The organism is Colwellia sp. RSH04 (assembly GCF_003545765.1).
GTDB lineage: Bacteria > Pseudomonadota > Gammaproteobacteria > Enterobacterales > Alteromonadaceae > Colwellia.
On sequence record NZ_QXIO01000017.1, the window covers coordinates 1 to 24,339 of the forward strand.

Consider the following 24,339-nt stretch of genomic DNA (forward strand, 5'->3'; position numbering starts at 1 on the left):
GGACAAAAAACAGTTGGTTTTTGCTCGTGCCTCGCTTATTTTAACCAACTATTTTTTGCCTCTTAATGAGGCGTTATGTATCTAGGAGATGTCTTGAGTTCTCGATTTAACAAAAAGTCTTTAATTCGATGGAAGGTCTATATAGATCGTTCAAAAATGTATATTGGCTATGTACAGTTTTTGCTTATAATTTTCGTTTTCATAAAATCTCTAGGTGATAACCCCGTAACTGAATTTGTATTTAATAGCCCAATGATTGCAGTCCCAATTATTTTAGTTATCTTTGTTGTAGCTTCTTTGCTTCTCGGTTATTTAGATTCAAGGCTTGGGTTTCGTGAAGAAGAAATTAGAAATCACTCTAAATCTAATCCAGTATTAATGGATATTCAAAAATCTCTTAATGAGCTAAATGATAAAGTGGCACAAATGGAACAAAGAAAAAAAACAAAAGTTCAATCGAAACAGATACATAACAAGCCACTCAAGCGGGACTAAAAACAGTTGGTTTCTCTCGCTTCGCTCGTTATTATAACCAACAATTTTTAGCCCCTTAGTGGGGCGTTAGTTGCCCGCACTAAATCGGTATTATTTATTTTGCTGGTTTAATGCTTAACACGTAGTTTCGTGTCTGGTTCAATCTTTGGTTTGGCAATGGAAGTGCCGTAAATATCACTCTTCCTTTTTGCCCAATCAAGTTTTCGCCTTTCACGTTTATTTGTTAAAACTAGCTTTCGTTTTAAGGCTCAAAGTTCGGGCTTTGGTGTGTAGTGCGGGAAGTTTTTTGATTCTTCCGTAAAGTATAGAAACATGGTAGTGTGTTGTTAACTTATTGCTTTAAATATCAAGCAACTAACAAGCAGTTCAAGCGGGACTAAAAACAGTTTGCTCGGTTTCGCTTCGCTACACATTTTAGCAAACAAATTTTTAGCCCCTTAACGTGGGCGTTATGTGTAAAGGAGTGTATCTTCGATGAATCGTCAATCGCGTCAATTTAAAATTATTGCGGCAATAGTTACTATTCCATTATTTGCTATTTTCATGCTTGGATATAGCTTTATTATCTTTATGTATGCTGATGGGCTAAGCGGTATTAAATATTATTCTTTACTGAGCTTGGGGGTAATAGGTATTCTCTTATGGGGTAGAATGTCGGTGAATACTGTTAAAGAAATCAAATCAATTAAAGTGTAAATTACACATAACAAGCTGTTAAACAAGGACAAAAAACAGTTGGCTTTTGCTCCTTCGTCGCTTATTTTAGCCAACATATTTTTTGCCTGTTAACAGGGCGTTATGTGTTTCTATAGTTTGTGTGCATATACAAGTATTTCGCGTAACAAAACTACGTTGTTTAAATAAGGAAATTTAATATGTTTGGTCAGTTGTTTATTTTTATTATTGGTATATTTAGTCTGGTTATGGGGATTCAAAGTGGTGACTATATTTGGGCTTTCTGTGGTCTAGTCATGTCACTTTCAGGCATTCACCTCATATATAAATTGAAAACAGGTAAAAATATCTGGGATAAGCCAAACACATAACAAGAAAATCAAGCGGGACTGCTAACAGTTTGCTCGGTTCCGCTCCGCTTCACATTTTAGCAAACTATTAATCAGCCCCTTATTTGGGCGTTATATGCTCTTAGTAATTTTTATTAGGGCAAAATATTCTTAACCAGTGTTTTACGCTAAACATGGTTTGGTATTAGCACTAATAAGCGTTGCCTTTATTACCTTTTTCAAAGGTGGCAACGCTATTAATTTTGTTCTGGCAGTAGTGAGTAGCGTAAAAGTTCACGGTCAGGTTTTAATATTACGAGTGACTTAAATTCGTGCAGTGTCTGGTTCAAGCGCTGCTGCATATAACAAGTTGCTCAAACGGACACGTACAGTTTGCTCGCGCTCCGCGCAGTATAGCAAACGTGTCCTTAGCCGCTTAGCAAAGCGTTAGGTGAACTTTGAAAAAAGCGTTTGATTTAACTTGTAGGTTATTCGGCAAAAACTGTAATCAATCTTCTATTGATCTAATTGCAATGCTTTGGACTTTAGCTATTACCATATTATTTCACGCGCTAGTTTTATATATAGTTTTTACGTTCAACTTAGATCACATAATTCAAAATTACGGGAAGTTACTTTTAATTATCAGTTTAGTTGTTTTTAGTGCATGTTATTTCTATTTAAGGCATTGTTTTAATAGGTATATTAAATAGCATGGTGGCTTGTTCACCTAACAAGAAAATAAAGCGGGACTGCTAACAGTTTGCTCGGTTTCGCTCCGCTTCACATTTTAGCAAACTATTTATCAGCCCCTTATTTGGGCGTTAGATCGGTAACGATCTGTTGTATGTGTTTATCGGTTAGATGATTTAATGCACTGTATAAATAATCAGTATATTAACGCGCGCTGCTATGATGAGAAAATCTAACCGAAAAGTTGACACGCGCTATACTTCTTTCATTGTCCTTTAAGTGAGAGAACGTGAGCCTAGCGTGTCTTTGCTAAGGCGGAGCGACTCTCACTTAAAGGACAGCGCTTTGGGAGTATGTTCAGATCAATTTCGGTTAGTCGCGCGCTTAAGTGGTTGATTATCTGGAAAAGTTTGGTGGAGTTACCGTCTAACAAGGCGTTCAACTCGGACAAAAAACAGTTGGTTTTTGTTCGTGCCTCACAATTTTAACCAACTATTTATTTGCCGGTTAACAGCGGCGTTATATGTACAGGAAAGTATGCCGCCAGATAATCAAATAGTATTCAAATCATTGATCCGTTATGGCTTATTTTTCTTTATAATTTGGCTTGTTTTATCAATGGTTCTGATTTTTACTGAGGCAGCTGAATTTTCAGTCAAAGGCTTAGGGTTTTCATTTTTGGTATTACAACTTCCTACATTAATTCTTGTAGTTAAAACAAAACTACGATTAAATAAAAACCCAATAAAATGAGTGACGTACATATAACAAGCCAATTAAGCAGGACTAAAAACAGTTTGCTCGGTTTCGCTACGCTACACATTTTAGCAAACAATTTTTAGCCCCTTATTGGGGCGTTATGTGTAAAGGAGTGTATCTTCGATGAATCGTCAATCGCGTCAATTTAAAATTATTGCGGCAATAGTTACTATTCCATTATTTGCTATTTTCATACTTGGATATAGCTTTATTATCTTTATGTATGCTGATGGGCTAAGCGGTATTAAATATTATTCTTTACTGAGCTTGGGGGTAATAGGTATTCTCTTATGGGGTAGAATGTCGGTGAATACTGTTAAAGAAATCAAATCAATTAAAGTGTAAATTACACATAACAAGCTGTTAAACAAGGACAAAAAACAGTTGGCTTTTGCTCCTTCGTCGCTTATTTTAGCCAACATATTTTTTGCCTGTTAACAGGGCGTTATGAGCCAATCAAAGTTATGAGTCTAATTTAATGAAAGAGTTTAACGTTCAAGGGACAATTAGTTCAATCACAGAGCTATTGAGAGAAAATGCTAGCGATTTTAATGGAGCGTGGTTTAGAGGTCACTCAAATTATAGCTTTAAACTTCTTCCAAGCATTTTTAGACAAGGAAGCGAATTCAATACTATTTTACATGAAAACAAAATGTTTGAAGAGTTCAAGCGAAGATACCCCGATCAATCATTTAACCATAAAACGACTTTTGAGTGGTTAACATTGATGCAGCATTATGGTCTTCCAACAAGATTACTGGACTGGTCAACAAACTTACTCGTTAGTTTATATTTTTGTTGCTCAGAAGACTTAGAAAATGATGGGGCGCTATTTGTGCTCAACCCAACTTACATGGAAAGAGATTTTCATTTTAATGAGCTTCTTGAAATGCAAGTTCAAGAGAAAAGCCGAAATGACTTTTTTAATCGCTTAATCTATAAAATGGAAGATATGTTTAACGATGATACTTTATTAAATAGTATTAGTTTTAGGGAGATTAAAAAGCACATATTTATTGGTTCTAAATTTTCAGGTTTGTCTACAGGTAGTAAAGAAGAGTTTATTAGCCTAGAGATAAAGCAAGATCTTACAAATACCATAAATGAAAAAGGTGATGATATTTCTCACATATATCAAGATTGTAAAAGAGCATTTTCAAATATAGTCCCTTTTAAAGCACCACATCTGAATCCAAGAATTAAGCAGCAACATGGATATTTTACTTTTCACGGTGGCATGTATATTGACGGGCAAGAGTTCATTCCGGTAAGTGAAATGGAAAAGCATCCATATTCGGGTGACTCTTTAATCAAAATTAAAATATCAGCAAAAGATAAAATTAATATCTTAAAAGAGCTTGAGTATGCAGGAATTCGCGAAGCAACATTATTTCCAGAAATGGAATATCAAGCAAAAGAAATAAAAGACATATTTACGTCACCACTTGGCTCATAACAAGTCACTCAAAAGGACAAATAACAGTTGGTTTTTGCTCCTTCGTCGCTTATTTTAACCAACTATTATTTGCCTCTTAGTGAGGCGTTAGTTGCCGCAACTTGTTCGAATAAATTTATTTATTAAACGTGCGGCATTTCACATCAAAGGATTGGTGTTTGTTTCCTTCCTTTGTTGTTTCAATTTTTAGTTTTATTAAGTCGTTTCGTGCTTTTGGCTAGACAGTTTACGTTTTGTGGCTAAGTTGCGTTGGTAGTTCTTTGCTTCTTTCGTCTAACCCGTAAACATGATAACTTATTGTAAGTGTGGTGTTTTTAACGCGCAGCAACTAACAAGGCAATCAAACGGACTCGTAACAGTTGGCTCGGTTCCGCTTCGCTTCACATTTTAGCCAACAATTACAAGCCGCTTATTGTGGCGTTAGTTGCCGCAACTTGTTCGAATAAATTTATTTATTAAACGTGCGGTATTTCACATCAAAGGATTGGTGTTTGTTTCCTTCCTTTGATGTTTCAAATTTTAGTTTTATTAAGTCGTTTCGTGCTTTTGGCTACACAGTTTTCGCCTTAGTTCTAAAAGGTAAAAACAATTAACAAAGGCGTAAACGGCTCAAAGTTCACGTGTGGCGGCAAAGTTGCGGTGGGAGTTCTTTGATTCTTCCGTCTAGCCCGTAAGCGTGATAACTTATTGTAAGTGCTGTGTTTTTAACGAGCAGCAACTAACAAGGCAATCAAACGGACTTGTAACAGTTGGCTCCCGTTCGTGCCTCACGTATTTTAGCCAACAATTACAAGCCGCTTATTGTGGCGTTATGTTTCACCGAGGTTTAGAGTATGGCGAAGAAATCTAGGCAACTCAGAGTTTATAAACTTACTGAAAATCGAGGTGAACTTAAACCAATGAAAGAGGTTTATTCTGGGGTTGGAGAGTTCTCTACCAGTTTTAATTTATGCTACTTCAACGATGTTACACTCGAAAAAGTAAAGGGTGGAATTGGTCATGGAAAAGGTGGCAATAGAGGGAGTAATGGCAATTACGTCGGTGTTCAAGACGGCGAGTCATATCTCGTATACCATAAAAAGTCTTAAATATTGAAACATAACAAGAAATTAAACAAGGACAAAAAACAGTTGGCTTTTGTTCACTACGTTCACTATTTTAGCCAACTATTTTTTGCCTGTTAATTAGGCGTTAGGTAAATCACTAGTATCGTATTCAGATTCACACTTTTAAACTTATAATTTATGGAGATAAAAACTTGAAAACAGGATTAATCATATTCACATCAATATTACTTTCTGGCTGTACATCAATGGCCCAATCAATGATGGCAGGCCCAGAAAAAGAATACCAAAAAAACGTGGATAATGTAGAGGCTACTTGTAAAGTTAACTTAAATTATGAGGCTTTTGCGCACAGCGCACTAGAGCCCAAATTATTACCAATAATTAAGGTTGGTACTAGTGAAAAGTGCTTGGCTTCAATAATGAAATTTAAGAAGCATAAAATAAATAAAACTACTTTAGCTAATGGAGTATCAAAACAATATGTTGTGACTACAGGTTATAAATACATTAGCCAGTCAGCAGGTTCTATTCCAAGCGAATTCATGTATATTTATACGGAAAATGGCATAGTTACAGGTTTTCAGGATTAAATTTACCTAACACATATGAGCCTTACTCCTGTCAATAGCCGAGTGTATTCTTTTAGCTGCCGTTAGGCAGCTAGTTGTTTTACAATCAGTCGCATCATCTACTTCGCTATGTCGGTTAGCTATTAAACAAACGTTTACAGCAAACACATATTGAGGCTCTCTTAATGTGATCTCATCACTGCCTGTTATGTCTCTCCATAAAGCAAACAGGGGCACTAGACATTTATCGGTTAACCCTAATCTGGCGCTATTCAAGCAAGATGACTCAATGTTTTTTAACAAAGTTCAGTTAGTTCCAGGCTCAGCTAAGGTGTAAACGAGTTGACTCATTGTTTAAGTTGAGGTTAATGCGCACCAATGGCGTGTCTAATCAAGCAGAGTGGCTTAAATGACTTGGCATATGAATCATCTCTTTTGTTCACAATGATGTGATGATTTGCTTGATGCTCTTAATTATCCAGTTAGATGTACAGCTCACGCCATTGTGCGACTTAACCTTTTAAAAACTTGTCTTTATCAAATACCTTTTTATCTCTTAACATGAAATAAACACAGCGACCTATCTTATGAGCTAAGGCTGATAGCGCTTTGGCTTTGTTCATGCGTTTTTGTAGTTTGGCTAAATACCGTTTTGCTTTGTCATTGTTGCGTAAGTAAAGTACCGCGGCTTCACCAAAGGCCCATTTTAAATAACCATTACCAATTTTATTGCCACTGGTGCCGTAAACTTTTCCAGCAGACTCCGCTTTGCATTTCACTAATCGCGAATAAGAAGCAAACTTTTGTACAGAGGTAAAGCGGCCAATATCACCAATTTCATAAAGAATAGTTAAGCCAATGATTTGCCCTATACCAGGGAAAGTACGAATAATATTGCTGAGTACAGGGAAATCACCACGCGCTTCTTTTTCAATGAATGATTCAACATGCTTTAATTCTCTGATGTAACAATCAAGAATATTCATTTCGAAGGTTATCATGCGTTGAATAACAGGGTCGTCATAGTGATGACGTAAGCTTTCTCGCGCACTAACATTTTTCAAGTTAAGTGATTGGGCAGGTAAGTTATATTGACTGTCAGTATTAACGACATGGGCTTTTAAGCTAGCGCCATGTCGCATAAAGTGTGTACGTCTTCGCAGAAAATCACGCGTAGCACGGTATTCTTTGGGGTAGTTATATGCGAGGGGGAAGTTGCCCCCGCGCATTAGGCTGGCTATTTTGTATGAGTCTATTTTATCGTTTTTGGCTTTACCGCCATGAATGGCTTTACCGCCATGAATGGCTTTCATATACAGCGCATGACCTAAAATAAACTCCACCTTGATGTCACGACAAAAATCACTGACCCAATACCAGCAATGCATACATTCAACGCCCACAACAATTTGGCCTATGTAAGGTTTAAGCAGCCGGTGCAATTGCTTAGGGTCGGCATTTATTTTTTGATGCAGCACCTTTTCTCCACGTTCATTTAGGATACAAACGTATAAAAGTCGTGCATGTAAGTCGATTCCACAATAATATTGGTGAAAAGTAGTATAGAATTTCATAGAGCTTTCTCCTTTTTGGATTAGTCGCCTTAAAGTTTAGCTAAACGCTAAACTTTGGGGAGAAGGCTCAATTAGTATCAAGCTAATAAATAAGGACAAAAAACAGTTTGCTGTTTTCGTTCCTCAACATTTTAGCAAACAATTTTTTGCCCATTATTAGGGCGTTATATGGCATTATGAAATCAAGCATATTTATCAGCATTACGATCTTTTCTTTATTATCGTTTTGCTCTATTTACATGAGTGGTGCTCCTATTAAGGTTCATGCCATCAACATATTTAGCTTCTTCATTGCTTTTGTATTAGCTACTGTGGCAGTAGAATATCGTTGGTTTAAATTGAGTAAGTTACAAACTTGGTTAGCTTTTTCAATATTAGGTTTAGTAGTTTTTGACGTTTTATCATCTCTAGTTATTGTTAAACGCGAACTATTTATGGGTTGGTTTATTATTTATCCAGTTGGTATTGCAGGACTTGTATCATTACAAATACTCGCATCATTTTTATGCGGTAAACTGCCATATAAGAAAATAAACAAGGACACGTAACAGTTGGCTGCGTTCCACTTCGTTTCACATTTTAGCCAACCATTACTTAGCCTGTTATTTAGGCGTTATGCGAAAATCAGCAACCTTTGGAGATATTGAAATGTTAGAAGTTAGATTAGATAAAGTTAAAGGAATCGCAACTCTTGAACCAAATGGAGAATTATCGAAAGAAGACTTCACCTCTGCGTCAACAATAATTGATCCTTATATTGAAGAATATGGTGAATTAAAAGGCATCATAATACATGTGCAATCTTTCCCAGGGTGGGAATCTTTTTCATCGTTGATAGCACATTTAAAATTTGTAAAAAATCATCACAAGAAAGTTTCTCGTATTGCTTTTGCAACGGACTCTACTATAGGGTCATTTGCAGAAAATATCGCAAATCATTTTGTAAATGCAGAACTAAAATCCTTTGCGTTCAATGAATTAGAGTCTTGTAAAAATTGGATATTAAATGGCGACGATTAATAAATCGCATAACAAGCTGTTCAACAGGACAAATTACAGTTGGCTTTTGCTCCTGCGTCGCTTATTTTAGCCAACAATAATTTGCCCATTAACAGGGCGTTAGTTGTCAGTGTTTTTATATTTATAAGCTCGTTAATCTACTAAATTACATAAATCCTGGAGTAAAAATGAATAATAAAATTATTGGAATTGTACTAATCATTGCTGGTGTTGTTTTAGCTATTTGGGGTTACAACATTTATGATTCTGCTAGCTCACAAGTTACTCGTGCAATAAACGGTGATACTCCAATTGAAGCTTGGGCTGGAATGGGGGGTGGTGTAATCGCAGTTTTAATTGGCATTACAAGATTAAAATAAAAGTTGATTTGTTGTGGTTAAACACATCAAAAGCTGTTCAAGCGGGACGAAAAGCTTGTGGTTTTCGTTCATCATCATTTTAGCAAACTATTTTTTGCCTGTTATTAGGGCGTTATTTGTACATGGAGGTTTCACTTGTCATTCATTTCTAAACTGGTAAAGGTCTTAAAGGCGCGATGAACGCTGTAAATTCTGATGAATATCAAATTGACGGTGTAAAAGCTAAATGCATTCATTGTGGGCATAGTCACTTCGAATTAGGAAGTGCTCAATTAAACACTGCAGGCATGACTTTTCTTAATTTAGATTGGGCAAATGACAGTGCATCATTATTATCTTGTAAGAGTTGTAGTTTTATAATGTGGTTTGCTAAAGAGCCTAAGAGATTAATCTAGCAAGGTTATTACAAGCTGTTCAAGCTAGAGCGCTAAAGCTTAGTTCGGTTCAGCTTTGCTACAAATTTTAGCTAATTATACTTAAACGCTTATTATGGCGTTAGCTTTCTTTCAAGGATGAGTGCATGTTTTCAAAAATTTTATTATCTATTAGCCTTTCTATTTTTTGTACCCTCGCTTCTGCAAAATCACTATTGGTCAATCAAGCTGAATTAGAATACGAAATTAAAGGTAATGGGGACAACATAATACTTTTTGAAGCGGGTGCTATATCTGGAATGTCTGGCTGGGATGCTATTTGGGAGCAACTGCCAGACAATACCACTGCAATAAGATATTCAAGAAGAGGTGAAGGGAAATCTTCTTCTTGTATTGGTGATTTATCATCAAGTGATTATGTTAGGGATGCTGAAGAATTAATTCACTTGCTTAAAATAAATAAGCCCATCATTTATGTTTCTCACTCGTACGGTGGGAAAATAGCGAGAGAGTTCGCAGTTAGAAATCAAGATAGGGTTACGGCAATGTTGTTTGTAGATCCTATCAATCCAAGAGATGTTGAAATTATCGAGAAGCTAGATCCTTCGGGTGGGAAAAAGGCTAATGATAAGATGAAAAAAGATGATATTAACATGGGAAAAGAGAATAACTGGTGCCTGATAAATGATATCTGGGATAAAAAGCCTTCCTTAGGTTATGGTGATATAAAAAATATTCCAATAACATTGATTGCTGGTGTGAAAAAAATTGAGAATCCAGAACGCCTTTTTGATACAGATAAAGCTCGTGAATTATGGGGAGTGATTCAATCAGAGTGGGTTCTTAAATTTCCAAAGGGAAAAGCTGTTATGGCTAATAAAAGTGGGCACTTTGTTCAAGACGATGAACCGGAATTAGTTATTACTGAATTAAAAGAGCTAATAAATAGAGCAAGCGAAAGCTAATAAGGTAATTAAACCGAAAGTTTACAGTTGGCTGTTTTAAGTGTCCGTTCAACACTTTAGCCAACTATAAGTATTCCCTGAATGAGGCATTATGCTTTTGTTGAAGGTTTTAGCTCTAATATTTGTGCTTTTATTTTTTCAGCTTCAGCGGTTATCATTGCGTAAGATTTTATATCGCCTTTACGCTGGGCATGCATAGCTTCTTCAAGTTTACTTTCATAAAGTTTGTCCAACTTTTTAACGGGGTCTTTCTTAAATATTGAAAACATATTCATTTACCTTTAATTTAATATCTTAGTTTATACGTTTTGTAATGCGTTTCGGTTTTAAATAACTTACTCCGTTTACGAAAAACATAATAAGTCACCCAAAAGAAGAAATGAGTCAGCAAAATTACTTTGGCTAGAAGGCCACCCTGAATCAAGTAAAAGGCCGCAGGAATTAATTAACTTAAATTACCGAGGCGTTATTGTTTATCCCTGTTGTGTTTTCTATATAATAGGTAGCGACAATGCTTATACTTTACATGTTATGTGACAAGTTATAGGCCCACTTAGGTTTCTTCTGCAGAGCTAAATACAAGTATATTAAGCTGGGTTGATAGTCGCGTTATATTTTTATCTTTAGTTAAGTGCTTATGGTTTTAAGTGATATTTCTCTATTAGAACAAGGAAAGTGAATGAAAAAAATTTGGATTGTTTTAGCTCTTTCGCCATTTGGCTTATTTTCTTGCGGAGGCTCTCAAGATGGTGAAGCACCTGAAACGATAAAAACAAACCTTGTCGCAGAGTTATCTAACACATCTTGGATTAAAGAGTGCTCTCTCGCTACGTTGTATTCAGAAGAAGAGTCAACTGACATATGGAACGTTAAAGTAAAGTTAGGAATTGATTCTTCACTTAAAGCGACTTATCGTACAGAGTATTATCGGGCTACAGATACCTCATGTGATTTTATGGAGTTTGATACCCTAGATGTTTCAACATTTACTATTAAAGGTAAGGTGATGAGTGAAGAAAGTGTTGAGGCTTATGCGCTTGATGAAGCGTTCATTTATCATTCAGATAATCGTGCTAACTCTGTCAATTACACGTTAATATATTTAAATAGTGAAAAATTATATTTTGGACAAAGTTCAGGGGCAAATCTTGGAGAAACTTCTGAAACCAGACACTCTTCCGTATCTCTTGATAATTACTTCATGCAAATCATAAACTAGGTGCTTGTTAAGTATATTAAATAAGCAAAAATAGTTGGTTATCGTATTGCGATATAACCAACTATTATGTTTCACTAGTAAAATGTAAATTTACACAAAGTAAAAAGTATTAACTTTGCGCTATTTTTACTCTAATTCTATTTTTAGCAACTCTTGTCTCGTGTAAATTAGACAATGCCAATTTTGCTTCGTTTTCATTTGGCATTTCAACAAAAGCAAAGCCTTTAGACTTGCCCGTTTCTTGATCTAAAACCAAGTTGCATTCAGTGACAGAACCATGATTTGAAAAAAGGATGCGAATTTCTTGTTCTGTTGTTGAGCGTGAAAGGTTACGAACTAAAAGTTTCATAATGAACCTTGTGGTATGTTATTTTGGCTTTAATTATCTCATATATTTACGATAGACAAGTAGTTTTCTGCCAATGAATAAGAATAACTTGAGTTGGTAGCTTAAAAAGCACAACAATAGTTTAAAATAGTAAGCGTAGTTTTCTATGCATAGCGCACTTTATTGACTTAACAGAAAAGTCATAATGTAAATTTTTTTAATCGCTGATTTATTTTAATCAATTTTATCGCTTCTCATAGAGGCTAATAGTGAAATGGAGTTTAGATGAAAATATTACCTTTTTTATTACTGTTTACCTGCTCGGCATCTGCAACAAAATTTGATGTAAGTACCTACTCTAACTCGCTTGAGTTTGCTCAAGTGGTTGATGTTATGGCTACTCAGAAAGCAAATGGTCATTGGTGTTTTGCTACCTCTATAAGGCACAATGATGAAGGGTGGGAACATTATGCCGATGGCTGGGAAGTTATCGACTTTTCAGGTATGTCACTTGGGTATCGTAAACTCCATCACCCCCATGTAAATGAACAACCATTTACCCGCAGTCTATGCGATATTGAAATACCAAAAGAAACCAACAAGGTTATAGTACGCGCAAAATGTAGTAAACACGGGTTTGATGGTAAAGCTATGGTTGTAAACCTTAATAAGGATTAGCTTGTCACTATAAAGTGGTTAAATTGGTAAATAGTTTGGTACGCATTGTATTAAACGATATTTTTATCTTATAACTATTTTTTGGTTATTTAATTACCAATGCATGGACTGTGATTTATTCAAAATAAAGAGGATATAATGGAAAAAATTTGTAACGTATTACTCACGGGAATTCACTTTTTAGCAGCCTTAATTCTGATACTTATTGCACTTTTAACTATGGGGTGGTCAGTTTATGAAATTTTAATAAACTTATTTTCAGATAATAAAGAAGAGTTCATTCCGTTAATTCTTCAATCAGTAGGAGCAATAATTATTGCGGCAGCGATTATCGATGTGGCTCAATACATGATCGAAGAAGAAGTATTCCATGATAAAGAGCTTCGCGACCCAGAAGAGGCGCGTAAAACTATTACTAAAATAATGGTTATCATTTCTATTGCTGTTAGCATTGAAGCCCTTGTTTATATCTTTAAGGCTGGCACTAAAGACCTTCAACTTTTACTGTATCCAGCAATTTTAATTTTTGTCTCTTCTTTTTCAATTGTCGCTTTAGGGATATATCAAAAATTGAGTGTCAGTGTGGAAAATAAAGTGGAGTGAATGATAAACGAGTAGCTCAATACAAGTCTATGCGTACAATCAGCAGAGAATTTACTTTTGATGTAACCGTTTAACTAACTTTAACTGGCGATAATAAATAGCTCCCGAGCTAAAGTTAGTTAAGTATTAAACCGAGAAGCTTTAAAAAATGGAAATAGATATTTATCAAGTAGATGCCTTTGCAAATAATACGTTTGAGGGAAATCCTGCTGCCGTATGCCCATTAAAAGAATGGGTTAGTGATGAACTTCTTCAAAAAATAGCAGCAGAAAACAACCTGTCAGAAACTGCATTTTTTGTTACGAAAGGTGATAGCTTTACTTTACGTTGGTTTACACCTGAAGCTGAGGTTGATCTTTGTGGGCATGCTACTTTGGCTGCAGCCCATGTGTTATTTCAACACCTTGGCTATGATAAATCAGCGATATTATTTGAGACAAAAAGTGGCACATTAACGGTTGAAAAGTCAGAGTACGGATACAGTATGAGCTTTCCCGCAAGTATAGCTGAGCCTGTTAAACCACCTGCAATGTTAACGAAGGCTTTAGGCGTTAAGCCCGTTAAAACATTTGCTGCTTTTGATTATATTGTAGTACTTGAAAATGAAGCTCAAATTAACATGCTTTCTCCTGACTTTGCTATGCTAGAAAACTTAGACTTAAGAGGCGTTGTTGTTACAGCTCCAAGTAAAGATGTTGATTTTGTTAGCCGCTGTTTCTTTCCAAAACTCAAAGTGAACGAAGATCCTGTTACTGGTTCGGCTCACTGTGAATTAGCACCTTACTGGTCTGAAAAATTGAATCGAAATAAACTTGTGGGTAAACAGTTATCTCAAAGAACGGGCTTGGTGCATTGTGAGGTGAATGGAAGTAGAGTGATTCTTTCGGGGGATGTGGTTGATTACATGTCAGGAATCATTACCCTTAATTTATAGCCAGAGGTATTTTACGTAGAATTGCTAAAAATTATGGTAATCGAGAAAAATTTAGCGCTTTTTATTTTTGTTAGGACTTGTTAGGACTTGTTAGGGATTTTTTAGGTAAAAGGAATATGAAACATTGGGTCATTAATCAATTAGAAATATCACACGGTAGTCATGCCTCATTAAAAGCGATGGAAGGGCTAAGGGGAGTTGCTGTATTTCTCGTATTTCTTGTACATTACTCTACGTTAATTCAACCATGGTTGGCTGGTTCAGCAATTAGCCTTACTAATTTTATCCATGGTTTTGGACACTTAGGCGTTGATTTGTTTTTCATCTTAAGTGGTTATTTAATTTATGGAACAATCATTAATAAGAAAACCTTTGACGTTGCAAAATATGCACAGCGCAGAATAATTCGAATTTATCCTACTTTTATTGTTGTGTTTATTATTTATCTCTTTTTATCTCTGTTTTTTCCTAGTGAAAGTAAGCTGCCCGATGAAACGTCCTCATTAATATTATATTTATTGCAAAACGTATTGTTGCTTCCTGGCTTGTTTGATATTAACCCAATAATAACCGTTGCTTGGTCGCTAAGTTATGAAGTGTTTTATTATGTAATTATCCCTATTGTTATTTTTTTATTTTCTTTAAAAAAGTGGCCTAGTAACTATAGGGTTTGGTTGTGGGTTATGCTATCTGTTGTAGGCTTTATTTTAGCTTACCTCTTTGGGGGGCCCGTAAGATTACTGATGTTTATTGCTGGTATCTTATTGTTTGAAATGCAAAAAGTTCAAAATATTGAGTTGAAATGTTTTGGTACATTAAGCTTTATATTGGCACTCGTTTTTTTTGGTGTTAGATCATTTATCGATATTAATTACTATTTTTCCTTAATGTGTGTCTATATTTTGTTTGCTATTTTTTGCCTTAATGCTTTTTCACTGAATTCTTTTTCGTCTAGGTGGTTAACTTTTTCACCGTTAAGGTGGCTAGGCAATATGAGTTACTCATATTATTTAATTCATGGGTTAACGCTAAAATTTTTATTTCTTATTTTGCCATTCATAATACCAACAACTCATGATAATAACTTTCTCTATTTGTGGTTATTACCCCCATTTTTTGTGGTTACTTTAACTGCCTCATTTTGCTTATTTGTTATCGTTGAAAAGCCGTTGTCTATTGATAAAAAGTGAGAGTAAACTTACTTTGAATTAACTACGGCATTCAAGAGAGGTTAGGTACTTTTAATGTGTTATTAGGAATATTATGGCTAGTTGTACAGAGGTTGTTATTTACAAAGTGACGAAAGAAAACTTTTCTCGTGTTTTAACATTGAGTCAAGCGATTATTGACGAGATGAATGCTGCAGAATGTGTGATAACGTCATATGAAATTTTACAAAATACAGATAACTTAGAAGAAATATGCTGGTATCTTACTTGGGTAAGCGAAAAAGCGGCTAAGTTGTCTGCTGAAAAATGGTCAACATTACCTAGCGCAAAAGCATTGATGTCGTTCGTTGATGAAAAACTTTATTTTGGACATTTTGTCGCTGTAATAAAGTGAAGGGCACTTTTAATCAAAACAGGTACTTTAGATAAATAACATAAAAGGAAATGTTATTGTTTAGTTGTTGTTGAATTATTGGATGTTAATTTAAAAAGTTTAAAGGAATATATTTAAAATGGAATTTAAAGTAGGTCAGTTAGAGCATGCCGCTGTGATAGCGCTGTTACAAGAACATCACCAAGACATGTTGTCTTTTTCTCCCCCTGAGAGTGTTCATGCTCTCGATTTAAGTGCTCTTAAGCAGACAGATATCACTTTCTGGAGTTTATGGGTTGATCAGCGTTTAGCAGGAGTTGGCGCATTAAAAGAACTTGAAAGCCAGCATGGCGAAATAAAGTCAATGCGTACATCGAGTGATTTTTTACGCGAAGGTATTGCCAGTAAAATGTTGGCACATATTATTGACCAAGCTAAAGGACGGTCATATAAAAAGCTGAGTTTGGAAACGGGGACTATGGATGCCTTTGTGCCAGCGCAAAAGCTGTATCAGCAGTTTGGCTTTAGATCATGTGAACCTTTTGCTGATTATCAAGAGGATCCTTATAGCCTGTTTATGACTAAAACGATTGATTAATTCACAGGTAATCATTGTATTGCTATTTAATTTAAGAAAGCTTCGAAAGTTAAGGAAATTTAATGAAACCGAGAAACACATGGTTAATTGTTGCTGCTATTTGCTCGATGCTAGCGGCTTTAGCACATTTAGGTTGTATCTTTTTTGGTGGTGATTGGTATCGATTTTTTGGTGCAGGTGAGCAAATGGCTATAATGGCTGAACGAGGAGAATGGTATCCTACGGTAGTTACGTCAGTGCTCGTTTTAGTGTTATTTACATGGTCTCTCTTTGCATTGTCGGGCGCTAAAGTTATTCCTCGGTTGCCATTACTAAAACTTGGTTTAGTGGTTATTTCTCTTATTTATCTCGTTCGAGGTGTTGCTTTTGTCGCTATTATGCCGATGTTTCCAGAAAACAGTTTAACCTTTTGGCTGGTGAGCTCTGGGATTTGTTTATTCATCGGATTAATGTATAGCGTCGGAACTTTTCAAAGTTGGGCAACATTAAGTGAAAAAAATGCCAAATAAATATTGTATGGAATGAGCAAATCATTATGCGTAAATCAGATAAAAAAATTGATAACGAGATCTGTCGAGTACTCACAAATGTATGTGAAACAGCCTTAAAACAAGTAACGGGCTTTAAATGGTTAACTCATTTAGTGAATTATTCTCACTTTCCACAAAGTTTACAGGTTATTTGCGTATTTGATACCAAAGAACACCTAGAAAGTTTTTTAGCCTCGAGGCAAAAACAACCGTTAGTTTCATTGATACAAGCTGAACTTAACGATATGGATATCAAACTAAACAACATTAACAAACATGTTTCCTTTGACAGCGAAGAAGCTTGCACTATGCAGCATAATGGCAGTTGGGCTAAAAGATTAAGCCAAGTTTAAAGTTTAGGTTCTAGAGTTAAGTGCAGGTTAGTTAACATTTAACGTTAAAGGAGAGCAACCTATAAAATGATTATTTATACTTTTTCTGATGATCATATTCAGCAAGTGCATCAGCTTTACCAAGAAGTGTGGTGGGGAAAAGATCGTACACTTGAAGATACAAAACGTTGTATTCGTGGCTCGCAAGTATGCATTGGTATACTTGATGACAACGCTAAATTAGTTGGCTTTGCACGGGTATTGAGTGATTTTATATTTAAGGCCATTATTTTTGATGTCATTGTTAGTGAAAGCTCACGTAGCCAAGGGTTAGGACAACAACTTATTACTTTGATGAAAAATCACCAACAGTTACGTGAAATAAAGCATTTTGAACTATATTGCTTTCCTGAAATGGAGACATTTTATCAGCAGTTTGGATTTTCTGATGATATCAATGGCATTAAATTAATGCGTTGTATTAATACGGCATAACCAGTGAGCTAAAGTGGTAGCTTTAGGATTATGTGATTTTGTTTGATTAAATTTAATTGAGGACTCAATGATGGAGTTAGGTGCATTTTCAGTCAGTTTAGCGGTAAAGGATATAGAAGCGTCAAAGGTTTTTATCAAAAAATAGGGTTTGAGGTTATTGGTGGTGAGCAATCACAGCATTGGTTAATTATGCGCTGTGGTGAACATACTATTGGTTTATTTCAAGGAATGTTTGAAGATAATATCATGATCTTTAACCCCGGTTGGGATCAGCAAAGTAATTCACTTGATAACTTTACTGATGTTAGGAATTTATTAGCAGATTTTAAAGCAAAAGGGATCGAAACAGTGCAAGAGTGTGTTACAGGTGACAATGGACCAGCAAGCTTTTCTATTAAAGATCCTGATGGCAATGCTATTTTAATTGACCAGCATGTATAGCAGATTAATTTTTGGTGGTGTTTATGACGGTATTTCGAGCACCAAAGCGACTGTATTCAATCAGTGCGCTTTGTTTTTTTAGTTTTATACTCTGGGTTATTTATCAAGCAAATACAGGGAAAGAAAGTGTCTTTTTTCAACTGGTTGCTAGCATTCCTTATGGTGATAAATTAGGGCATTTTTGTTTGTTTGGGGTATTAACGCTGTTGTCGAACTTGGCACTGAACTTTACATTAATAACTTGTTTAACAGTTAAGTTTTATCTTGGCTCTCTTTTAGTGTTTATCTTTGTTACGCTTGAGGAGTTTAGTCAATTTTTTATTGCAAGTAGAACTGCTGACTTTAGTGATTTTTTTGCCGATATTTTTGGGATTATCGTATTTAGTTATATTACGTTTTATTTGCAACAAAAAGCGAGCAGATAAATACGGGCAAAGGGAAAATTATGGAGTGTATTATGGATAAGTTATTTTTAGGTATTAACAATCACGTGGTTTGTTTAAGTAAGAAAACAGGAGAGCAGTTATGGAAAACCAAGCTTAAAAGCTCAAGCATTACTAATGTTTATTACGAAGCTGATAATGTTTTTGCTTATTCAGGCGGGCATTTGTTTTGTCTGACGGTAGATACGGGTGACATTGTTTGGGAAAACCCATTAAAAGGCTTTGGTTATGGTACGTGTATTATTGCTAGTGAACAGCAAAATTCAGCGCTTATCTCTAATCAAGTGGCTGCGCAGCAAGCGGTTGCGGCATCAACGGTTGTAACGACAACCGCAGTATCAAGTAGTTAACCTGTTGATAGCGTGTTAGCAAAAAAGGATATTAGAATGAGAGTAGCAAATAAAATAGCGTTGGTTACCGGGGCTGCACGAGGAATAGGCGAGGCCATTGCTGCTTTACTTTGTGAGGAAGGGGCAATCGTTATATTGTCGGATATCGATGACGCACTCGGTTTGAAAGTAACAAATGGCTTATCTGGCGAGCATGATTATATTCATCTAGATGTTTCCAGTGAATCTGACTGGCAATACGTAGAGCGTTATATTGAGCAAAAATATGGGCGACTTGATATTTTAATTAATAATGCGGGCATAACCGGATTTTTAGAAACATCTGGTCCACATGATCCTGAACATTTAGATTATGAAAGCTGGAAAAAGGTTCATCAAGTCAATGCCGATGGAATTGCCTTAGGTTGTAAGTCGGCAATCAAGTTAATGAAATCATCAAAAGCCGCCAGTATTGTTAATTTGTCTTCTCGTTCAGGTATCGTTGGAATTCCAGGTGCTGCTGCTTACGCTTCGAGTAAGGCAAGTATCAGAAATCATTCTAAAACAGTGGCACTATATTGTGCTGAGCAGGGTTATCCCATCCGTTGTAATTCTATTCACCCAGGGGCTATTTTAACGCCTTTATGGGATGCTATGTTAGGAGAGGGTGAAGAAAAAGTGCAAGCGATAAAAGACATTGCTGCTGATATTCCCTTAGGCACTATGGGTGAAGCAATAGATGTTGCCTATGCTGCACTTTATTTAGCTTCTGATGAAGCTAAATATGTGACGGGTATTGAGCTGACGATTGATGGTGGTATTTTGGCGGGAAGTGCTGCTTCACCCAATCGTAAATAGCATTTTAAGATGACATTGTAATAAACATTAAGGTGAAATGGCTTGATGAAAAAAATATTATTTAGCGTATTAACGTTATTACTGTCTTTTGAGGTTCTTGCTTGCTCATGTCAATTTCATGGATTGTTAGCAAAATGGCAACGAGCTGAGCATGTTTTTATTGCTGATGTGACAAAATTAACAACGATAGAGAAAGGTGACACAAAAAATTATCGAGAAGGTAAAGTTCGTGGTGATTTTAATGTTATCTCACGTTTTAAAGGCCAACCGGAACTGATTACACATTTAAGCTCAGCGCATAAGCCAGTGTGCTGTACTTGTTCAACGACATTGAAAAACGATAAGTATGTGGTTTTTACCAACAAAACAGGGGAGTTGTCGCTAAGCAGCTGCAGTATGACGATGTTATTAAACCATGCTTCTTATTATGAAGAAGTGTTGTCTAGGTTAAGTGCAGGCAGTGAAACTCAACAATTTGTCGGCCAATATAACTCGGTAAAAAGAGTACTGACTCTTGATGAAAGCGAAGCCCATGTTGCTGTACACGAGTTTTATTTTGATTTTGAAGTTACTAACAACGATGTTATTTTTGAAGGATATCAATTAAAAGATGGCAGTATTTTTTTTACGCGTGTTAACACCGTAACGCCTATCGCGAATGAGTAAGGTTGTTTAAATAGTTTTGTTTATATTGTTAATATGTTCTTTAGCATCGATTTTAGGTGTGCTAAGTTTAAGTCTATGAAAAATATTGTTTATTATTAGGAATTAATAATGAAAAAGAGGTTATTAGTCTTGGTGAGTTGGTGTGTTTTTTCTGTAAGCACCGCGAAAGAAGCACCAGTAGATTTAAACAAATTTGCACAAATCTATTTTAATAAAATGATTGCTACGCAAGCACCTGATGCGACTACCAAAGAGTTAGAAGCCTATTTGTCTTTACTTAAAGATAATGTCGGGCACTCTCATTTACCTTGGGTGGTTGATGACTCTAGGTTACCTGACGGTAAAGCTGCAATGCGTGAGGGTATGACCTTTTATTTAGGCGCTCATAGCCACTATCAAGCAGAGTTGCTCGACGTGTTTACTTTTAATCAATCTGCTATTGCGATTCGCTATAAAAATAATGTCAAAGGTATTCACCCTAAAAGCAATCAAGCAATTGCTTATAGCCAAGTTATGATGGAAGTATTGGAAATAGAAGATGGAAAAGTTGCTGTTATTCGCAAATATCATGAATAGCGCAGCACTTAATAGTTACTTTTGAAAATATAGATTAAATGAGTCAAGTGTTACCCATTATTCAAGTGAAAGCACATACCAATAAGCATGCGAGATTTCTTGTTGCGCTTGGTATATTGTTATTACTGCTAAATAGTATTATCAGTAGCTATTGGTGGAATGAGTTACGCTTAGTCTTGATGTTCGTCTACTTGGCTTCAATGGTGGTTGTTATTACTGGTATTGCTAAATTATCTGAGCCGAGATTTAGTTTGACCATTACGCCAAATAATATAATTTATCATCATCGATATGGGCAATGGCAGTTACCTTGGTCGCAAATAAAAAGGCTGGGTTTAGTTCGGGAGACTTATGGTCTTTCTCAAGTTGAATTGCCCTATATTGGTATTAAATTAACTGATCTTAATGCAATAGCTAAACAAATATCTCCACGGCTAGCGAATAGGCTTATCCATGAACAAAAGCCGTTAATTGCTTTTGCAATTAAGTGTCAGTTAATGTCGATAGAGCAAGGTGTTATGTCTTTTGAACCATGTAAACTTGCCAATGGGCAAATATTAAAAGGGCCATTAGCGGCCTTTATTCATCACAGTAAAGCACTGGACTCTGCACTTGGCTTTCATTTATTCATACCTCATTCTTCAATGGATAGAGAATTAGATGAGTTCCAACAACTATTAACTCAATGTCGACGCTATGCGAAAAATTATGATGAATACTCTCAAGTTTAACAGAAGTAATATATGACTAAAGTGACCTTAACAGGCTACATTATCGTGCCTAAAAACGAGTTAGAACCGGTTATTTCCGCCCTAGTGTTACATAAAAAATTAACCCTTGAAGAGATAGGGTGTCTGACATTTTCAGTTACTCAAGATAGTAAAAACCAACAAAGGTTTAATGTTTTTGAAGAGTTTATTGATAAGCAGGTTTTTGAAAAGCATCAAGAAAGAGTTAAGCAATCCGAATGGGGAAACGTTACTGTGAATGTGAGTAGACATTATCAAGTGATGCTTTCAGAAAATATTTAAGGATAAAATATGATTGATAAAATAGGGCAGGTAGCTATCGCGGTTAATGACGTACCTAGAGCTGTACATTTTTATTGTGAGGTACTCTCGTTAACCTTTTTATTTGAAGCTTCTCCCAATCTTGCTTTTGTAAAATGTGGCGATATACGCCTTATGTTGACCACACAGCAAGGTGAAGCAAGTGATCATCACACTTCAGTGATTTATTATCAAGTAGACGATATAGAACAAACTACTTTAGATTTGAAAGCAAAAGGGGTTGTTTTTGAACGAGAGCCTCAATGTGCGGCTAAAATGCCCGATCATGATCTATGGTTAGGCTTCCTTCGAGACCCTGATAATAATTTAGTTGGCATCATGGCCGAAGTAACCCCCCAATAAAATAGCGAGATATTCATGGATTATTTAGCCATTAATAAAGACACTTGGAATAAACGTACTAAGATTCATATCGATTCTAAGTTTTATGATGTTGAAAAGTTTTTGGCTGGCGCTTCTTCATTAAACGAAGTTGAATTAACTGAAGTTGGTGATGTAAAAGGTATGCGCTTATTACATTTGCAGTGTCACTTTGGTCAAGACACCTTGTCTTGGGCAAAATTAGGCGCAGACGTCACTGGTGTTGATTTATCGTCTGAAGCAATAAACAAAGCAAAATCATTAGCCGAACAATTAAAGCTATCAGCTAATTTTATCTGCGATGATGTTTTAAATTTTGGGAAAAATAACCAAGAAAAGTATGACATTGTTTTTACCTCGTATGGTGTTTTATGTTGGCTGGCAGATTTGGATACATGGGCTAAAACCGTATCAGATGCATTAGTGAAAGGTGGGCAGTTTAATCTTGTTGAATTTCATCCGTTTAATGATGTACTTTGTGGTTATGCTTACTTTCCGTCGATAGAGCCAGATATTGAAAAAGAAGCGACATATACAGAAAATGCTGGGGATGAAAAATCGACAGTGATCACATGGCCCCATTCTATTAGTGAAGTTATCAATGCATTAATTAAACACGGTATTAGGATACAAAGTTTTAATGAATTTGTTTATAGCCCATATAACTGCTTTGAAGGATTAGAAGAGGTTAAAGGTAAAGGTTTTCAGTTAGTAATAAATGGTCAACAAGTGCCATTGTTATTTTCGATTAAAGGGGTAAAAGCTTAAGGTAAGCTATTTTGGTTATTGTTTACCTTAATGTAATACAATTTAGTATAAGAAAATGGTCACTTCTTTATACGAAGTAGTATAAACCATACGTCCATGCGCTCATGTAAATATGCAAAAGAGTATTTTATGTTAAAAAAAAGTTGTCCACAGCCCATATTTAAACTTATTTAGTGGGCTGATTTTATTATTAACAGCGGGTTGGGAAACTTGGGATAAGCTAGGTGAATTTAGCTTAGCAGCACATCATGGTGTGCTTGTTTTCAGCCTTATTCAATTAGCAAAAGTTATACCTGAACTGCTCCATGGTTTAAGTGAAATTCATGAAGCAACAGAGCCTTGCGGTGAATAATATCGATTACTGTAATGATAATTAATTAAAGGAAGAGAATTATGATATCTATTTCAGGTATTGATCATATAGTGCTGAGAACTAATTGCCTTGAAGATATGCTGAATTTTTATTGTCATGTTTTAGGGTGTGAGGTAGAAAGAACAACAGAAAAAGCTTTAGGTTTAACGCAACTACGAGCTGGTAACGCACTAATTGACCTTGTCGATATACAAGGGGAATTAGGACGCGCTGGCGGTAAAGCACCGACTGCGCTAGATAATAATGTTGATCATTTCTGTTTGCAGTTAAATGACAAATCTATTGATGAGGTCAGCAAATATTTATTACTACAAAATATTGATACTGGCAAATTTCAAGAGCGTTATGGCGCGCAAGGTTTTGGTCAGTCTATTTATATTAACGATCCTCAAGGTAATACGGTGGAGTTAAGAATTCAAGCCACGTAACCCTCTACCTTTTTAGATAAAAGTACAAAAACCTTGCCCATCAATAAGATAGTGGTTAGCTTTAGTATGCTTTTTATGAATACTAAGTGACAATATTTTCTTAATAATTAATAGCCACACCATGTGAAACAGTGATAAAACAGCAGTCATCGAGCCATTACTATCGTTTTACTTTGTAGAGTTTAGGTTTAAATAAATTCTTTGACAGCGTTGTCATATTTTTGTGTGGGTGTTATGTTATCAAAAATTTTCACCACCAAAATAGCGTGATGAGCTATCAAACATAACTCATTACCTCGATTTGATAGTAGAAATTAACTTATCGCAATATAACAACAACGTCTCGAAGTAGTACTTACCACTCGTTATGTAAAACTCAGACAGGTTGAATGAAACTGAAGCTTAAAGAGTTAGAGTAAAAACGTAAATTAAG

General features: G+C 35.6%; 36 protein-coding genes. 33 read left to right on the forward strand and 3 right to left on the reverse strand.

Features of this window, described 5'->3' with window-relative positions:
* Window positions 1-93 precede the first annotated feature (93 nt).
* From D1094_RS17495 to D1094_RS17525, 7 genes are all read left to right on the forward strand, one after another.
* Window positions 94-495: a hypothetical protein gene (locus D1094_RS17495; protein WP_118961432.1), complete on the forward strand. Its 402-nt coding sequence runs from the start codon at window positions 94-96 to the stop codon at window positions 493-495.
* Between the two features lie 474 nt (window positions 496-969).
* On the forward strand, window positions 970-1,191 hold the full coding sequence (locus tag D1094_RS17500) for a hypothetical protein (RefSeq protein WP_118961395.1): 222 nt from the start codon (window positions 970-972) through the stop codon (window positions 1,189-1,191).
* A 179-nt stretch (window positions 1,192-1,370) separates the two neighbouring features.
* Window positions 1,371-1,541 carry a hypothetical protein gene (locus D1094_RS18695; RefSeq protein WP_182440238.1) on the forward strand — a complete coding sequence of 57 codons (171 nt, stop codon included), beginning with the start codon at window positions 1,371-1,373 and terminating at the stop codon, window positions 1,539-1,541.
* Window positions 1,542-3,074: 1,533 nt separating this feature from the next.
* Window positions 3,075-3,296, forward strand: a complete 222-nt coding sequence (locus D1094_RS17510; protein ID WP_118961397.1) for a hypothetical protein — start codon at window positions 3,075-3,077, stop codon at window positions 3,294-3,296.
* Between the two features lie 133 nt (window positions 3,297-3,429).
* Complete coding sequence (locus D1094_RS17515; RefSeq protein ID WP_118961398.1) at window positions 3,430-4,407, forward strand: FRG domain-containing protein; 978 nt, start codon at window positions 3,430-3,432, stop codon at window positions 4,405-4,407.
* 833 nt (window positions 4,408-5,240) lie between these two features.
* Window positions 5,241-5,495 (forward strand): hypothetical protein, encoded by a 255-nt coding sequence (locus tag D1094_RS17520; protein ID WP_118961399.1) that lies wholly within the window; start codon window positions 5,241-5,243, stop codon window positions 5,493-5,495.
* Window positions 5,496-5,665: 170 nt separating this feature from the next.
* On the forward strand, window positions 5,666-6,064 hold the full coding sequence (locus D1094_RS17525) for a hypothetical protein (protein ID WP_147361100.1): 399 nt from the start codon (window positions 5,666-5,668) through the stop codon (window positions 6,062-6,064).
* A 491-nt stretch (window positions 6,065-6,555) separates the two neighbouring features.
* Here the strand turns inward: D1094_RS17525 and D1094_RS17530 are convergent, their stop codons facing one another.
* On the reverse strand, window positions 6,556-7,617 hold the full coding sequence (locus tag D1094_RS17530) for an IS110 family transposase (RefSeq protein ID WP_118961401.1): 1,062 nt from the start codon (window positions 7,615-7,617) through the stop codon (window positions 6,556-6,558).
* 176 nt (window positions 7,618-7,793) lie between these two features.
* On the opposite strand from D1094_RS17530, the gene D1094_RS17535 reads away from it, so the two are divergent.
* The 5 genes from D1094_RS17535 to D1094_RS17555 all read left to right on the forward strand — a co-directional run bounded on the left by D1094_RS17535 (window position 7,794) and on the right by D1094_RS17555 (window position 10,335).
* The gene (locus D1094_RS17535) at window positions 7,794-8,165 is read left to right on the forward strand and encodes a hypothetical protein (protein WP_118961402.1); all 372 of its coding nucleotides are present in this window, start codon (window positions 7,794-7,796) and stop codon (window positions 8,163-8,165) included.
* A gap of 100 nt (window positions 8,166-8,265) precedes the next feature.
* Window positions 8,266-8,637 (forward strand): STAS/SEC14 domain-containing protein, encoded by a 372-nt coding sequence (locus D1094_RS17540; RefSeq protein WP_118961433.1) that lies wholly within the window; start codon window positions 8,266-8,268, stop codon window positions 8,635-8,637.
* Between the two features lie 167 nt (window positions 8,638-8,804).
* On the forward strand, window positions 8,805-8,996 hold the full coding sequence (locus D1094_RS17545; protein WP_118961403.1) for a DUF3185 family protein: 192 nt from the start codon (window positions 8,805-8,807) through the stop codon (window positions 8,994-8,996).
* Between the two features lie 176 nt (window positions 8,997-9,172).
* Entirely contained in the window at window positions 9,173-9,391 is a 219-nt protein-coding gene (locus D1094_RS17550; protein WP_118961404.1) for a hypothetical protein, read from the forward strand.
* A gap of 125 nt (window positions 9,392-9,516) precedes the next feature.
* Window positions 9,517-10,335 (forward strand): alpha/beta fold hydrolase, encoded by an 819-nt coding sequence (locus D1094_RS17555; protein WP_118961405.1) that lies wholly within the window; start codon window positions 9,517-9,519, stop codon window positions 10,333-10,335.
* Between the two features lie 89 nt (window positions 10,336-10,424).
* Here D1094_RS17555 and D1094_RS17560 read toward each other — a convergent pair whose 3' ends face one another.
* Window positions 10,425-10,604, reverse strand: coding sequence for a DUF6435 family protein (locus D1094_RS17560; protein WP_118961406.1), 180 nt, complete (start codon window positions 10,602-10,604; stop codon window positions 10,425-10,427).
* Between the two features lie 410 nt (window positions 10,605-11,014).
* Here D1094_RS17560 and D1094_RS17565 point away from each other — a divergent pair, with 410 nt between their 5' ends.
* Window positions 11,015-11,554, forward strand: coding sequence for a hypothetical protein (locus D1094_RS17565; RefSeq protein WP_118961407.1), 540 nt, complete (start codon window positions 11,015-11,017; stop codon window positions 11,552-11,554).
* Window positions 11,555-11,663: 109 nt separating this feature from the next.
* On the opposite strand, the gene D1094_RS17570 is transcribed toward D1094_RS17565, so the two are convergent.
* Window positions 11,664-11,903: an RNA-binding protein gene (locus D1094_RS17570; RefSeq protein WP_118961408.1), complete on the reverse strand. Its 240-nt coding sequence runs from the start codon at window positions 11,901-11,903 to the stop codon at window positions 11,664-11,666.
* Between the two features lie 264 nt (window positions 11,904-12,167).
* Here D1094_RS17570 and D1094_RS17575 point away from each other — a divergent pair, with 264 nt between their 5' ends.
* The 20 genes from D1094_RS17575 (at window position 12,168) to D1094_RS17670 (ending at window position 23,906) form a co-directional block, all read left to right on the forward strand.
* Window positions 12,168-12,560 (forward strand): hypothetical protein, encoded by a 393-nt coding sequence (locus D1094_RS17575; protein WP_118961409.1) that lies wholly within the window; start codon window positions 12,168-12,170, stop codon window positions 12,558-12,560.
* 138 nt (window positions 12,561-12,698) lie between these two features.
* Window positions 12,699-13,163, forward strand: coding sequence for a hypothetical protein (locus D1094_RS17580; protein ID WP_118961410.1), 465 nt, complete (start codon window positions 12,699-12,701; stop codon window positions 13,161-13,163).
* Between the two features lie 148 nt (window positions 13,164-13,311).
* On the forward strand, window positions 13,312-14,097 hold the full coding sequence (locus tag D1094_RS17585; protein WP_118961411.1) for a PhzF family phenazine biosynthesis protein: 786 nt from the start codon (window positions 13,312-13,314) through the stop codon (window positions 14,095-14,097).
* Window positions 14,098-14,213: 116 nt separating this feature from the next.
* A complete protein-coding gene (locus tag D1094_RS17590) occupies window positions 14,214-15,287 on the forward strand; it encodes an acyltransferase (RefSeq protein ID WP_118961412.1) in 1,074 nt (357 codons plus the stop codon).
* 73 nt (window positions 15,288-15,360) lie between these two features.
* Window positions 15,361-15,660 (forward strand): hypothetical protein, encoded by a 300-nt coding sequence (locus tag D1094_RS17595; RefSeq protein ID WP_118961413.1) that lies wholly within the window; start codon window positions 15,361-15,363, stop codon window positions 15,658-15,660.
* 118 nt (window positions 15,661-15,778) lie between these two features.
* The gene (locus D1094_RS17600; RefSeq protein ID WP_118961414.1) at window positions 15,779-16,237 is read left to right on the forward strand and encodes a GNAT family N-acetyltransferase; all 459 of its coding nucleotides are present in this window, start codon (window positions 15,779-15,781) and stop codon (window positions 16,235-16,237) included.
* 62 nt (window positions 16,238-16,299) lie between these two features.
* Complete coding sequence (locus D1094_RS17605; RefSeq protein ID WP_118961415.1) at window positions 16,300-16,746, forward strand: hypothetical protein; 447 nt, start codon at window positions 16,300-16,302, stop codon at window positions 16,744-16,746.
* 26 nt (window positions 16,747-16,772) lie between these two features.
* Window positions 16,773-17,120 (forward strand): Fis family transcriptional regulator, encoded by a 348-nt coding sequence (locus D1094_RS17610; protein WP_118961416.1) that lies wholly within the window; start codon window positions 16,773-16,775, stop codon window positions 17,118-17,120.
* 66 nt (window positions 17,121-17,186) lie between these two features.
* A complete protein-coding gene (locus tag D1094_RS17615; protein ID WP_118961417.1) occupies window positions 17,187-17,594 on the forward strand; it encodes a GNAT family N-acetyltransferase in 408 nt (135 codons plus the stop codon).
* 156 nt (window positions 17,595-17,750) lie between these two features.
* Window positions 17,751-18,035 (forward strand): VOC family protein, encoded by a 285-nt coding sequence (locus tag D1094_RS17620; protein ID WP_404851498.1) that lies wholly within the window; start codon window positions 17,751-17,753, stop codon window positions 18,033-18,035.
* Between the two features lie 23 nt (window positions 18,036-18,058).
* Complete coding sequence (locus D1094_RS17625) at window positions 18,059-18,460, forward strand: VanZ family protein (RefSeq protein ID WP_118961418.1); 402 nt, start codon at window positions 18,059-18,061, stop codon at window positions 18,458-18,460.
* A gap of 32 nt (window positions 18,461-18,492) precedes the next feature.
* On the forward strand, window positions 18,493-18,828 hold the full coding sequence (locus tag D1094_RS17630; RefSeq protein ID WP_118961419.1) for a PQQ-binding-like beta-propeller repeat protein: 336 nt from the start codon (window positions 18,493-18,495) through the stop codon (window positions 18,826-18,828).
* A 36-nt stretch (window positions 18,829-18,864) separates the two neighbouring features.
* Window positions 18,865-19,665: an SDR family oxidoreductase gene (locus D1094_RS17635; protein WP_118961420.1), complete on the forward strand. Its 801-nt coding sequence runs from the start codon at window positions 18,865-18,867 to the stop codon at window positions 19,663-19,665.
* 45 nt (window positions 19,666-19,710) lie between these two features.
* Complete coding sequence (locus tag D1094_RS17640) at window positions 19,711-20,331, forward strand: hypothetical protein (RefSeq protein WP_118961421.1); 621 nt, start codon at window positions 19,711-19,713, stop codon at window positions 20,329-20,331.
* A 108-nt stretch (window positions 20,332-20,439) separates the two neighbouring features.
* Window positions 20,440-20,907: a nuclear transport factor 2 family protein gene (locus D1094_RS17645; RefSeq protein ID WP_118961422.1), complete on the forward strand. Its 468-nt coding sequence runs from the start codon at window positions 20,440-20,442 to the stop codon at window positions 20,905-20,907.
* 38 nt (window positions 20,908-20,945) lie between these two features.
* Window positions 20,946-21,638 carry a DUF2982 domain-containing protein gene (locus D1094_RS17650; RefSeq protein WP_118961423.1) on the forward strand — a complete coding sequence of 231 codons (693 nt, stop codon included), beginning with the start codon at window positions 20,946-20,948 and terminating at the stop codon, window positions 21,636-21,638.
* A gap of 12 nt (window positions 21,639-21,650) precedes the next feature.
* Window positions 21,651-21,938 carry a putative quinol monooxygenase gene (locus tag D1094_RS17655; protein WP_118961424.1) on the forward strand — a complete coding sequence of 96 codons (288 nt, stop codon included), beginning with the start codon at window positions 21,651-21,653 and terminating at the stop codon, window positions 21,936-21,938.
* Between the two features lie 9 nt (window positions 21,939-21,947).
* Window positions 21,948-22,319, forward strand: coding sequence for a VOC family protein (locus D1094_RS17660; protein ID WP_118961425.1), 372 nt, complete (start codon window positions 21,948-21,950; stop codon window positions 22,317-22,319).
* A 15-nt stretch (window positions 22,320-22,334) separates the two neighbouring features.
* The gene (locus D1094_RS17665) at window positions 22,335-23,105 is read left to right on the forward strand and encodes a bifunctional 2-polyprenyl-6-hydroxyphenol methylase/3-demethylubiquinol 3-O-methyltransferase UbiG (protein WP_118961426.1); all 771 of its coding nucleotides are present in this window, start codon (window positions 22,335-22,337) and stop codon (window positions 23,103-23,105) included.
* 393 nt (window positions 23,106-23,498) lie between these two features.
* Entirely contained in the window at window positions 23,499-23,906 is a 408-nt protein-coding gene (locus D1094_RS17670) for a VOC family protein (RefSeq protein WP_118961427.1), read from the forward strand.
* Window positions 23,907-24,339 lie beyond the last annotated feature (433 nt).

Bases quoted from the DNA above. Each gene is read 5' to 3' on its own strand.
- D1094_RS17565 (WP_118961407.1), top strand. From the start codon at position 11,015: ATGAAAAAAATTTGGATTGTTTTAGCTCTTTCGCCATTTGGCTTATTT.
- D1094_RS17510 (WP_118961397.1), top strand. From the start codon at position 3,075: ATGAATCGTCAATCGCGTCAATTTAAAATTATTGCGGCAATAGTTACT.
- D1094_RS17670 (WP_118961427.1), top strand. From the start codon at position 23,499: ATGATATCTATTTCAGGTATTGATCATATAGTGCTGAGAACTAATTGC.
- D1094_RS17520 (WP_118961399.1), top strand. From the start codon at position 5,241: ATGGCGAAGAAATCTAGGCAACTCAGAGTTTATAAACTTACTGAAAAT.
- D1094_RS17615 (WP_118961417.1), top strand. From the start codon at position 17,187: ATGATTATTTATACTTTTTCTGATGATCATATTCAGCAAGTGCATCAG.
- D1094_RS17560 (WP_118961406.1), bottom strand. From the start codon at position 10,604: ATGTTTTCAATATTTAAGAAAGACCCCGTTAAAAAGTTGGACAAACTT.
- D1094_RS17645 (WP_118961422.1), top strand. From the start codon at position 20,440: ATGAAAAAGAGGTTATTAGTCTTGGTGAGTTGGTGTGTTTTTTCTGTA.
- D1094_RS18695 (WP_182440238.1), top strand. From the start codon at position 1,371: ATGTTTGGTCAGTTGTTTATTTTTATTATTGGTATATTTAGTCTGGTT.
- D1094_RS17600 (WP_118961414.1), top strand. From the start codon at position 15,779: ATGGAATTTAAAGTAGGTCAGTTAGAGCATGCCGCTGTGATAGCGCTG.
- D1094_RS17610 (WP_118961416.1), top strand. From the start codon at position 16,773: ATGCGTAAATCAGATAAAAAAATTGATAACGAGATCTGTCGAGTACTC.
- D1094_RS17585 (WP_118961411.1), top strand. From the start codon at position 13,312: ATGGAAATAGATATTTATCAAGTAGATGCCTTTGCAAATAATACGTTT.
- D1094_RS17635 (WP_118961420.1), top strand. From the start codon at position 18,865: ATGAGAGTAGCAAATAAAATAGCGTTGGTTACCGGGGCTGCACGAGGA.
- D1094_RS17625 (WP_118961418.1), top strand. From the start codon at position 18,059: ATGACGGTATTTCGAGCACCAAAGCGACTGTATTCAATCAGTGCGCTT.
- D1094_RS17500 (WP_118961395.1), top strand. From the start codon at position 970: ATGAATCGTCAATCGCGTCAATTTAAAATTATTGCGGCAATAGTTACT.
- D1094_RS17595 (WP_118961413.1), top strand. From the start codon at position 15,361: ATGGCTAGTTGTACAGAGGTTGTTATTTACAAAGTGACGAAAGAAAAC.
- D1094_RS17655 (WP_118961424.1), top strand. From the start codon at position 21,651: ATGACTAAAGTGACCTTAACAGGCTACATTATCGTGCCTAAAAACGAG.
- D1094_RS17530 (WP_118961401.1), bottom strand. From the start codon at position 7,617: ATGAAATTCTATACTACTTTTCACCAATATTATTGTGGAATCGACTTA.
- D1094_RS17535 (WP_118961402.1), top strand. From the start codon at position 7,794: ATGAAATCAAGCATATTTATCAGCATTACGATCTTTTCTTTATTATCG.
- D1094_RS17540 (WP_118961433.1), top strand. From the start codon at position 8,266: ATGTTAGAAGTTAGATTAGATAAAGTTAAAGGAATCGCAACTCTTGAA.
- D1094_RS17590 (WP_118961412.1), top strand. From the start codon at position 14,214: ATGAAACATTGGGTCATTAATCAATTAGAAATATCACACGGTAGTCAT.
- D1094_RS17570 (WP_118961408.1), bottom strand. From the start codon at position 11,903: ATGAAACTTTTAGTTCGTAACCTTTCACGCTCAACAACAGAACAAGAA.
- D1094_RS17640 (WP_118961421.1), top strand. From the start codon at position 19,711: ATGAAAAAAATATTATTTAGCGTATTAACGTTATTACTGTCTTTTGAG.
- D1094_RS17605 (WP_118961415.1), top strand. From the start codon at position 16,300: ATGAAACCGAGAAACACATGGTTAATTGTTGCTGCTATTTGCTCGATG.
- D1094_RS17580 (WP_118961410.1), top strand. From the start codon at position 12,699: ATGGAAAAAATTTGTAACGTATTACTCACGGGAATTCACTTTTTAGCA.
- D1094_RS17515 (WP_118961398.1), top strand. From the start codon at position 3,430: ATGAAAGAGTTTAACGTTCAAGGGACAATTAGTTCAATCACAGAGCTA.
- D1094_RS17630 (WP_118961419.1), top strand. From the start codon at position 18,493: ATGGATAAGTTATTTTTAGGTATTAACAATCACGTGGTTTGTTTAAGT.
- D1094_RS17660 (WP_118961425.1), top strand. From the start codon at position 21,948: ATGATTGATAAAATAGGGCAGGTAGCTATCGCGGTTAATGACGTACCT.
- D1094_RS17550 (WP_118961404.1), top strand. From the start codon at position 9,173: ATGAACGCTGTAAATTCTGATGAATATCAAATTGACGGTGTAAAAGCT.
- D1094_RS17555 (WP_118961405.1), top strand. From the start codon at position 9,517: ATGTTTTCAAAAATTTTATTATCTATTAGCCTTTCTATTTTTTGTACC.
- D1094_RS17575 (WP_118961409.1), top strand. From the start codon at position 12,168: ATGAAAATATTACCTTTTTTATTACTGTTTACCTGCTCGGCATCTGCA.
- D1094_RS17650 (WP_118961423.1), top strand. From the start codon at position 20,946: ATGAGTCAAGTGTTACCCATTATTCAAGTGAAAGCACATACCAATAAG.
- D1094_RS17545 (WP_118961403.1), top strand. From the start codon at position 8,805: ATGAATAATAAAATTATTGGAATTGTACTAATCATTGCTGGTGTTGTT.
- D1094_RS17665 (WP_118961426.1), top strand. From the start codon at position 22,335: ATGGATTATTTAGCCATTAATAAAGACACTTGGAATAAACGTACTAAG.